Source organism: Pseudomonas sp. GW821-FHT01C01 (genome assembly GCF_059422645.1).
This window is the reverse complement of sequence record NZ_JBWKXF010000102.1, coordinates 1-6,687: the sequence shown is the minus strand read 5'-3', so window position 1 is coordinate 6,687 and position 6,687 is coordinate 1. Positions and strand designations below refer to the sequence as shown.

General features: G+C 61.2%; 5 protein-coding genes. All 5 read right to left on the bottom strand.

The features are described 5' to 3' along the window. Positions 1-132: 132 nt before the first annotated feature. On the bottom strand, positions 133-1,233 hold the full coding sequence (locus AC07XF_RS28710; RefSeq protein WP_495029214.1) for a polyamine ABC transporter substrate-binding protein: 1,101 nt from the start codon (positions 1,231-1,233) through the stop codon (positions 133-135). Positions 1,234-1,245: 12 nt separating this feature from the next. Further along, positions 1,246-2,277 carry a histone deacetylase family protein gene (locus tag AC07XF_RS28705; RefSeq protein WP_495029213.1) on the bottom strand — a complete coding sequence of 344 codons (1,032 nt, stop codon included), beginning with the start codon at positions 2,275-2,277 and terminating at the stop codon, positions 1,246-1,248. 251 nt (positions 2,278-2,528) lie between these two features. After that, positions 2,529-3,527 (bottom strand): AraC family transcriptional regulator, encoded by a 999-nt coding sequence (locus tag AC07XF_RS28700; protein ID WP_495029212.1) that lies wholly within the window; start codon positions 3,525-3,527, stop codon positions 2,529-2,531. Positions 3,528-3,685: 158 nt separating this feature from the next. After that, positions 3,686-4,690: an asparaginase gene (locus AC07XF_RS28695; protein ID WP_495029211.1), complete on the bottom strand. Its 1,005-nt coding sequence runs from the start codon at positions 4,688-4,690 to the stop codon at positions 3,686-3,688. Positions 4,691-4,859: 169 nt separating this feature from the next. After that, on the bottom strand, positions 4,860-6,308 hold the full coding sequence (locus tag AC07XF_RS28690; RefSeq protein WP_495029210.1) for an alanine/glycine:cation symporter family protein: 1,449 nt from the start codon (positions 6,306-6,308) through the stop codon (positions 4,860-4,862). Positions 6,309-6,687: the final 379 nt, after the last annotated feature.

Sequence of the window (6,687 nt, the reverse complement as noted above, 5' to 3'; positions counted from 1 at the left end):
GGACTCAAGAGCGCCGCGTTTAGTCAGTAAACACGCGGCATCGTTAACGACCATCGCGAGCAAGCTCGCTCCTACAGCGAACAGCATTATGCGCAAAGCGCAGGTCCTGGTGACGGCGGGAGCAGGCGAGTATCAGGTGCCGGACTTGATCTTGGTCCAGGCTCGGGTGCGCGCACGTTCGGCATCGCGTGGCAACGGTTGCAGTGTGTAGAGCGTGCCCATCGCCGTGTCGGTCGGGTACAGGTTCGGGTTGTTGCGGATCGCCGGGTCGACCATTTCCGTAGCGTCCTTGTTCGGGTTCGGGTAGCCGACGAAGTCACTGACTGGCGCAATCACTTGAGGTTGCAGCAGGTAGTTGATGAAGGTGTAGGCGTCTTCCGGATTCTTCGCGCCCTTGGGTATTGCGAGCATGTCGAACCAGATCGGCGCGCCTTCCTTCGGCAAGCGCATGTCGACGATCACACCGTTCTTGGCTTCCTTGGCGCGGTTGGCGGCTTGCGAGAAGCTGCCGGAGTAACCGACCGCGACGCAGATGTCACCGTTGGCAATGTCGGCCATGTACTTCGATGAGTGGAAGTAGGTGATGTACGGGCGGATCTTCATCAGCAGCGCTTCAGCCTTGTCGTAGTCCGCAGGCTTTTTGCTGTTGGGGTCCAGGCCGAGGTGTTGCAGAGCCAGCGGCAAAATCTCCGAGGGCGAGTCGAGCAGGGCGACGCCGCACTGCTTGAGCTTGCTGATGTTCTCTTCCTTGAAGATCAGGTCCCAGCTGTCTACCGGCGCGTCGGCACCCAGCACTGCTTTGACTTTATCCGGGTTAAAGCCGATCAGGATGGTGCCGTACATGTAAGGCACGGCGAACTTGTTGCCCGGGTCGTTGGCCTCGATCAGTTTCATCAGCTTGGGATCGAGGTGGTTCCAGTTCGGCAACTTGCTGCGATCCAGGGGCTGGAACACGCCAGCTTCGATCTGTTTGGCGAGAAACACGTTGGACGGCACCACCACGTCGTAGCCGGAGTTGCCGGTCAGCAACTTGGCTTCCAGCGCTTCGTTGGTGTCGAAGATGTCGTAGACCAGTTTGGTCTGGGTGTTCTGGGCCTTGAAGTCTTCCAGGGCCTTGGGCGTGATGTAGTCGAACCAGTTGTAGACGCGCAACGTACGTTCTTCAGCGTGTGCTGCGCCGCTGAGTACCGTGGCACACAGGGCTGGCACGATAAAGCGCTTAAGACTTTTCATTCTTCTACTTCCTCATTGAGCGCTTTCAAAACCTTCGAGAACGTTCACGGCGTTGATGCCGATTTCTTCCACTGCGTAACCGCCTTCCATCACGAACAGCGTCGGTACGCCGAGGCCGGCGATGCGCTTGCCCATGGCCAGGTAGTCCGGGCTGTCGAGCTTGAATTGCGAGATCGGGTCGTCCTTGAAGGTGTCGACACCCAGGGACACGACGATGATGTCGGCGCCGTAGTTTTCGATCTCTTTGCAGGCGTGTTCCAGTGCGGCACTCCAGGTGTCCCAGCCCGAACCTGCGGCCAGCGGATAGTTGAAGTTGAAACCTTCACCGGCGCCTTCGCCGCGTTCATCTTCATAGCCGAGGAAGAACGGGAATTCGGCTTCCGGGTGGCCGTGGATCGAGGTGAACAGCACGTCGCTGCGTTCGTAGAAAATCGATTGGGTGCCGTTGCCGTGGTGGTAATCGACGTCGAGGATAGCGACCTTTTTGTGGCCCTGATCGAGGAACGCCTGGGCAGCAATAGCGGCGTTGTTGAGGTAGCAATAACCCCCCATCAAGTCACCGGCGGCGTGGTGTCCCGGTGGACGGCACAGGGCGAAGGCACTGCGGGCACCGCGCTGGATTTCCGCTTGCGCGGTGAGTGCAACCTGCGCTGCGCTGTACGCCGCTTGCCAGGTGCCGGCGGTGATCGGGGCGCCACCATCGAAACTGTAATAGCCGAGCTGGCCGTGCAGGCTGGTCGGTTTGACCTGACGCAAGGTACGGGCCGGCCAGGTGTAGGGCAGCAGGTCACCGTCGGTGTTGAATTCGGTCCAGCGTGCCCAGGCACCCTTGAAAAAATCGAGGTAGTCGCGGCTGTGGATGCGCGCGATTGGCTCCAGGCCGAAATCCTTCGGTGCTTCTACAGGGCCCAGGTTCTGGTCTTTCACCCGTTGCAGCACGTGGTCGGCACGGGAAGGCATCTCGAAGCAGGGCTTGAGTTGCCCGTCGATAAGTTCGCAACGGCCGTGGTGCAGGTGGTGATCGTCCGAGTAGATCGTCAGCATTTTCTTGTTCTCCGCAGGCTGGTTCGGTTGAACACAGTCTTGCGGTGCAGACGGTTTAGGAGAACGGCAGGAAAGGCCAAAAGGGGATCGATATGGCCAAAAAATTTGACCGAAATTCGCCCCTCGCTCCGGTCCAGCGTGCGAAATGCATACCTGTAGGAGCTGGCTTGCCAGCGAAGACGATAAGTCGGCCAATGAAGATGTGTCGGGAGTACCGGCCTCTTCGCTGGCAAGCCAGCTCCTACAGGGGGTTAGCCGTGTGGCCTGAACTGACTCGGTGCCACACCGCTCCAGCGCACAAAGGCATGGCGAAAGCTCGCGGTCTCGCTGAAGCCCAGGGCTTCGGCGATTTGATAGATCGGCAGTTGATCCTCGCAAAGCATTTGCTTGGCCTGCTCGAAGCGTAGTTCGTCGAGCAGCTCCTGATAGCTGCAACCCATGTCCTTGAGATGCCGGCGCAAAGTCCGCGCCGAACAGTTCATTTGCTCGGCCAGGCCCTCCAGCCCCGGCGCCGCATTCAATTGCGCGCTGAGCAATTGGCGGATCCGTCCCAGCCACGCCTGGCGCCCGGTGAACTCAAGATTCTGTTTGCGGCAGCGTTCGGCCATGGCTTGATGGGTGATGACATCGGCCAGCGGCAATGGCTGGTCGAGCCAGCGCTTGTCGAAGGCGAAGGCATTATTCCGTGCGCCGAAGTGCAACGGGCAATCGAAGTGCTCGGCGTAGCTCGTTTCGTAGTCCGGCGCGGCATGTTCGAAACGTGCGCCGAGCAAGGGCAGGGGGTGGCCGAGCAGGTCGTCGCAGGTGACTTTCAGCGACACCAGGCAGAACTCGGCGTTGAACACTGCCATGGCCGGGCTCTCGCGGTAATCGGCGGCGGCGAACCAGATGCGCTCGCCATCGTCTTCAAGACTCAACTCGAAAAGTGTTCCCAGCAGCGCCGGATAGCGCATCGCCAGACGCAAAGCGTCACCGAAGGTGGCACAGGTGAGCAGGGCGTAACCGAGCATGCCATAGCAGGAAACGTGCATCCGCCGGCCCAGTTCCAGGCCGATGTCACGCTTGAGAGCAACGGCGTTGGCACAGACCTGCATCTCCTGATTGGTGGTGATGCGCGTGTCGGCACGGTTCAGATCCGCCGCACTGATGCCGCTACCGGCCAGCAGCGCTTCGCTGGACAAACCTTCGACCTTGAAGGCATCGAGTACCAGGGAGACTGCGTTGAGCGTGGTGAGGTGGGAGTGGAGCATAAGGACTTCCAGCCTTGGGATGGCTGGAGCGCAGCAAGTTGTATGCCGATGACCCTGTGGGAGCGGGCTTGCTCGCGAAAACGGTCTGTCTGTTACATCTATGTTGGATGTGCCGTCGTCTTCGCGAGCAAGCCCGCTCCCACAAGGTTGGTGCGGTGTCAGGTCAGTTCGCCGCAGAGGTCGAGCTCTACCAGTTGACGGACTTCTTGCGGATCAAGCCCCGCACCCAGCAACCCATGCAACTTTCCAAACGCCGCCTCACGGGTCATGCCGCCACCGGACAACACGCCAACACCACGCAAGCGACTGCCAGCCTCGTACACATCCAGCTCGACACCGCCTTCATGGCACTGCGTCACCGCGACCACGACGACGCCGTTGTCACGGGCACGGCCAAGGCTGGCGAGAAACCCGGGGTTGTCACTCGGCCCGGTGCCGCTGCCGTAACACTCCAGTACCAGGCCCTGAATGCCGCTGTCGAGCAATCCATCCAGCACCTCGGCGCTGATGCCGGGAAACAGCGGCAGCACCGCGACGTTGGCCAATTGCCTGGGCTGGTTGTAGTTCAGCTGCGATGGAACCGAAGTCGCCTTCACTCCGCCACCCTGACGCTCCAGGCGCTTGAACGGATGACGGCCAAAACTGCGTACTTTTGCACAACGAGTCGGGTCCAGCAGTTCGCCGTGGAAGTACAGATGCACGCCCGGCGCCAGACCTTGGCCCAGGGCGACCAGTGCGCCACTGAGGTTTTCCCAGGCATCGCTGTCGGTCACGCCGGCCGGCAGCATCGAGCCGGTGAAGCACACGCGGGCATGCAGGCCGAGCAACTGGAAACTCATGGCGGCGGCGCTGTAGGCCAGGGTGTCGGTGCCGTGCAGGATCAGCACGCTGTCGCAGCCTTGTACATCCACCGCGTCGACTACCGCTTCACGCAGTTGCTGCCAATACGCAGGGGTCATGTTGGCGCTGTCGATCAGCGGCGACATCTCGCGAAAGCGCCACTGCGGCACCACCAGTTCGGGCTGGCTATGCAGGAATTCGCGCATCCGCGCTTCAAATCCGGACGCTGGAGCCAGGCCATGGGCGCTGGCCTGCATGCCGATGGTGCCGCCGGTGTACAGCACCATGACGTGCTGGGCGGCAGGGTAGGTCGAGGAATTCATGGAGGTTCTCCGAAACAATGACTGCCATTGTGGGAGCGGGCTTGCTCGCGAAAGCGCCGGGTCAGTCAGCAGTGATGTTGTCTGGCACGCCCTCTTCGCGAGCAAGCCCGCTCCCACAGGTTTTGCACTCTAACTGACGGGCGCAAGGGGTGCGCCCGCTTTTTACCAATCAGCGTTGCGCTGCGGGCACGCCTTGCGGCTCAGCCTGTGCTTGAGGCGCGGCTGGCGGATTGGCCGGCCACGCCTGGCGATCCAGATCCAGATCCGGGAACTTGCTCGAATCGAATACCGGCGTCTTGATGCCAGCGGCGCGCTGGTCATCGTAGTCACGCAGGATGCGCATGCCGACCTTGAACAGCAGGAACAACGCGATCAGGTTGACGAACGCGAGCATGGTCATGGTGATGTCGGCGAAGGCAAATACGGTGCCGAGGTTTTCGATGGCGCCCCAGAAAATCAGCACCAGTACCAGCGCGCGATAGCCCATCAGCGCCTTGCGGTTTTCGCCGATCAAAAAGCGCAGGTTGCTCTCGCCCAGGTAGTAGTTGTAGAGGATCGAGGTGAACACGAACAACGCCAGGGCCACGGAGATGAACATCCGGCCCCAGTCACCGACCACGGCGGCCAGGGAGTTCTGGGTCAGGGCAATGCCGTCGCCTTCGAAGCCCGGGGTGTAGAAGCCCGAGAGCAGGATCAGCAGCGCGGTGCAGGTGCAGATCACGAAGGTATCGAGGAACACGCTGAACGCTTGAACCACGCCTTGCGCTACCGGGTGCTCGACTGCCGCCACCGCCGCCACGTTCGGCGCACTGCCAAGGCCCGCTTCGTTGGCGAACACGCCACGCTTCACGCCCATGACGATGGCGCTGCCAATCAGGCCGCCGAAGGCCTGGTCGAGACCGAAGGCGCTCTTGACGATGGTCATCAGCATGCCCGGCACTTGGTCGAACTGCAGCACGATCACGTAGATGGTCACGCCGATGTACACCAGGGTTTTCACCGGCACCAACAGGTCGGCGACCTTGGCGATGCGCTTGATCCCGCCGATGAACACCAGGCCCAACAGCACGGCCAGACCGATACCGGTGTAAGTGGTGTCGAGGCCGAACGCATTGTTCAACGAGTGCGTCACGGCGTGGGCTTGCAGGCCGTTGAAGGCGAACCCGAAGGTCACCAGCAACAGGAACGCCATCAACATGCCGAGCCAGCGTTTTTGCAGGCCGTGCTGGATGTAATAGGACGGGCCGCCACGGTAGGTGCCGTCGGAATCGCAGCGCTTGTAGAGCTGGCCAAGGGAGCATTCGAAGAAGCTGCTGGACATGCCGACCAGTGCGGTCACCCACATCCAGAACACGGCACCGGGGCCGCCGAGGGTCACGGCAATGCCGACACCGGCAATGTTGCCCGCACCGACGCGGCCGGCGAGGCTGAGCATCAGGGCCTGGAACGAACTGAGTTGCCCGGCGCTGCTTTTGAGGCTGTCACGGAACACCGCGAACATGTGGAAGAAGTGACGCAATTGAACGAAACGCGAGCGGATCGTGAAGTAGCTACCGAGCCCGACAATGAGCACGATCAGTACTTTCCCTGAGAGGAAGTCGTTAATGACTTCGAGCATGGATTATTCCTCGCTGTTTTTTGTGTAGGCAAATGCTGACCGGGCAGACACATCGAGTTACACCGGTGGGCACACGGCACAACGGGCGGTTCGAAGTTCGTCCCGGTTTCATATCGCGGGTTTGTTATTAGTTCGGGTTTCGCATGGGTTGTGGCCTCGCTACCGACGACCGCTCACGCGAAGAGGGGCGGCACTATACCGATGACAGTGCCGTCCGTCTGCACTGTTGCGGTGCATTCAGTGAAGCGAAGCCTTTGAAACACCTGACATTTTTGCTGTCAGGCTATGTGGGGGCTGCTCTTGGTGGGGGGGGGGGGGGGGGGGGGGGGGGGGGGGGGGGGGGGGGGGGGGGGGGGGGGGGGGGGGGGGGGGGGGGGGG

Bases quoted from the DNA above. Each gene is read 5' to 3' on its own strand.
- AC07XF_RS28700 (WP_495029212.1), bottom strand. From the start codon at position 3,527: ATGCTCCACTCCCACCTCACCACGCTCAACGCAGTCTCCCTGGTACTC.
- AC07XF_RS28705 (WP_495029213.1), bottom strand. From the start codon at position 2,277: ATGCTGACGATCTACTCGGACGATCACCACCTGCACCACGGCCGTTGC.
- AC07XF_RS28695 (WP_495029211.1), bottom strand. From the start codon at position 4,690: ATGAATTCCTCGACCTACCCTGCCGCCCAGCACGTCATGGTGCTGTAC.
- AC07XF_RS28690 (WP_495029210.1), bottom strand. From the start codon at position 6,308: ATGCTCGAAGTCATTAACGACTTCCTCTCAGGGAAAGTACTGATCGTG.
- AC07XF_RS28710 (WP_495029214.1), bottom strand. From the start codon at position 1,233: ATGAAAAGTCTTAAGCGCTTTATCGTGCCAGCCCTGTGTGCCACGGTA.